This window comes from Erwinia sp. PPS120 (assembly GCF_047918655.1).
GTDB lineage: Bacteria > Pseudomonadota > Gammaproteobacteria > Enterobacterales > Enterobacteriaceae > Erwinia > Erwinia tasmaniensis_A.
Genome location: NZ_JBLREF010000051.1, coordinates 1 through 3,010 on the forward strand (window position 1 = coordinate 1; position 3,010 = coordinate 3,010).

At 51.7% G+C, this 3,010-nt stretch carries 2 protein-coding genes and 1 pseudogene; all 3 read right to left on the reverse strand.

Translation table 11 applies throughout. The features are described from left to right. Nucleotides 1–141 precede the first annotated feature (141 nt). Nucleotides 142–406, reverse strand: a pseudogene (locus ACLRGG_RS20265) (DUF2345 domain-containing protein); the annotation flags it as partial. A gap of 152 nt (nt 407–558) precedes the next feature. Beyond that, nucleotides 559–1,698, reverse strand: a complete 1,140-nt coding sequence (locus ACLRGG_RS20270; RefSeq protein WP_345830748.1) for an Imm72 family immunity protein — start codon at nt 1,696–1,698, stop codon at nt 559–561. Beyond that, nucleotides 1,695–2,906 carry a hypothetical protein gene (locus ACLRGG_RS20275; RefSeq protein WP_416251449.1) on the reverse strand — a complete coding sequence of 404 codons (1,212 nt, stop codon included), beginning with the start codon at nt 2,904–2,906 and terminating at the stop codon, nt 1,695–1,697. The genes ACLRGG_RS20270 and ACLRGG_RS20275 overlap by 4 nt, the downstream gene beginning before the upstream one ends. Nucleotides 2,907–3,010: the final 104 nt, after the last annotated feature.

Sequence of the window (3,010 nt, forward strand, 5' to 3'; positions counted from 1 at the left end):
TGACCCATCCGCCAGTGTTGCCATAAACGGCGCCCCCACCACAGGCGCGTCGTCGTGATAGCGATATTGCATCAGCGCATCCGTGCTGTTTTTGACCGGATCTGCCAACCACAGCATGTCCGGTTCTTATGTCGCTTTCCCCGTCAGGTGAGTACGCTTAACCTTCCGCGTATAGGTCATATCCGTGCCGTACTCTATCTTTCCCGCCTTCTATTATCAGATAGCTGCCCCCACCTATCAGCGTCACTTTCTTCTTACCCGCAAACAGCATGTCGCTGGCCGATATCAGGCTCAGCTTCTGCTCCGCACTGATGTGCATCTTCCCGTTCTGCGCCTGTATCTGCACCGGGCCTTCGCTGGCGTTCAGGCTGAGTTTGCCCGCTCTGGCAAACAGGCCTGTCTGCTCAGTTCGCGCTCGTGGTGAATACGGGCATAAAACGCCCCGCTTTCGGTTACCGGCTCAGAGATGTTGTCGTCGCCCGCCTCGGGGAATGGGCGGCCGCAATGACTCTGCCCGTCAGACAGAGCCAGATAGTTGTCCCAGAAACAGGCGACTGATTAATTTTCTTCCGGTTTGATATAAACACTGCCTTCATCTTCCCTTTGCAAAAGGCTCCATGTTGCCGGAATACGTATTTCAGGCGCGTACATATCACTCTGATATTTCGTCGCCTCCGGCATCAACGTCCCTGCCTCAACATCAATAAACTGCTGATGCCCTCCGGCGATGGTTGCCCAGTGGCCGGAGTGTGGGCAGCGCTCACCGCTCTGGCAGGTAATGCGTTTACCCGGCGCATCATCCAGAAAGTATTCCGATTCATCAGGGATAATCCCGTCACAATAACGGGTGTCCTCCCAGACCAGGCGCCAGTGAACATCGCGATAACGAATGGAGTCGTTCGACAAAATAGCCTCCGTATCACTTTCAATCAATACATCGTAATATATCTGCCGGGGGGCATTCATACCGCGAATAAAATAGTTGTAAGCCCCGAGGTTTTTAAAACCACCGATGCCGTCTTTAACCACCAGAAATTTATGGTTGTACAAAATCTTCACCGGCTCCCAGATACCATCACAGGGTACCGGATCGTCGGTTTTTATAATAATGTCTCTGCGTTCAGGAACGGGGGGAAGGTTTTGGGGGAATACCGGGTAGGCAAAAAGGGTTAAATTATAAATATAATTTTCAGGTTCCAGTAAATACTCTGCATCAAAAAAATTACAGACATTATTTTGTGGCGGATACAGCAGATTATCCCCCCAAAACTCCGCCGCAACACGCCACTTATTAATTTCTTCTATTTCCGGGGGATAAGGTTCCCGTTGCCCGCCACGTTCGTCATGACAAGGCCAATAAAAGTACTTCTCAATTAAACTCACCGGCCGAAAAAGTTGATCGAATTCACCTGTTTTAATCTGCCACACCTGCCGGTTTCCTACCGCCAGTTCAGGTAAGCCTTCATCATAAAGACGCAGGGCATCGTATGCCCAGATAATAACCTCTTTATCAAACCCCTTCGTGATTTCCTCCGGCCAGGTTTTCAGCGCATGTTCATATTTTTCAGTAAAGCATGCCCAGGCATCCCTTTTGCGCAGCCACAGGCTGTAGCTGCTCAGACGCTGTAACAGCCAGAACAGTTTGCGGCGAACCAGGTCATTACTCATTGGATACTGAGTTTTGGGTATCGTAATCATTGTTCACTTCCTGACGTTGTCTGGCGCTCCACACGGGCGGCGTTAACTATCGTTCTCTCCTTCACCTTGTTGCGCAGTTCATCGTCATGCAGTTCTCGCGTATAGGTGGCATAGGGCGGGTCAATTCCCTCAGGTTTGCTGTAACCGTGCACGCCTTCCACATCTTTCCAGCCAGAAGGATAAAACTGAGCTTTTACCCCGTTAATCTCCACGCTGGCAGGCTGCCCGGTGGCCTTGACCTTCTCACCGATGCGATTAAGTTCTGTTTTCAGCATTTCATCCAGATTAATTATCACCTGCTCGCCGCCGCCTTCAAGGTACTGGTTGGCTCTCTTTTGTCCGAACTGTTCAGCTATTTTACCGTGCCAGGCATTAGTGCCCGGCATCCGCATGGCAAGGTCTTCCGGCAAATGCAACACCACAAGAAAACCGTTGCCGTTCCACTCATCCAGTACCGCCGATAGCTGCCGCCACTCTTCCGCGTTACCAGGCACTTTCTGATAGCCCCAAAACCCTCCCGCAGCCCAGGAGCCGCCGGGCTTTGTTGCCAGCGCAGTCTCGTTGCCGAAAGCGCGAAAAATCGTACTACCCGCCATTTGTCTGGCGCTTTTTGCGGTGATCTCACTGCTGAAAGAGGCTATGTTTATGAAAATTTTCTCTTTTCCAAAGGCCGGGCTTTTTTCTTTATATCCCAATAAGTCCGGGTAGCCTTTTTTGGAATATTTACGCCGCAGTATAGTTTCGTGCTGCTTCTCCGCATGAAGACTCGGAAATCGCGTTCCCTGCTTTGGCGCATCCCGCAGCGGGCGTTCTATCAGATAGGCTTCCGCTTCACGCCACACTTCAGCCCTGCCCTTACCCGTTGCCACCGTATGGATTTCACCTTTATACACCAGCGCCTGCAACACCCGCAGTTTCGCATCCAGCTCCTTCAGCGCCTGCGGGATCATCCTGGATGCCAGCGGTTGCAGGGCGGCAAATCCATCCCGCACACGCAGTAAATCGGCCTGCCATTTCTCCGGCAATATCCGCCCCACTCTGGCTTTCAAAATCTGGTTTATCGCGGTGATCATCGTGGTGCAAAAGTCGCTCATCTTCTCAATCAGCTGTGCCTGATACTCAACCACGTTCAGTTTATTCAGCCACTTCACCGCATCGCCTTCGCCTACACGATTCAGAAACTTAATCACGTCACCAAGCGTTTCCACATTCTCCTGTCTCTTATACACATCTCCGAGCCCACGAGACTGGTTCTCATATCTGGTGTGTTGTTTTTTTTTTTGGAGGGGGGGGGGGGGGGGGGGGGGGGGGG

Bases quoted from the DNA above. Each gene is read 5' to 3' on its own strand.
- ACLRGG_RS20270 (WP_345830748.1), bottom strand. From the start codon at position 1,698: ATGATTACGATACCCAAAACTCAGTATCCAATGAGTAATGACCTGGTT.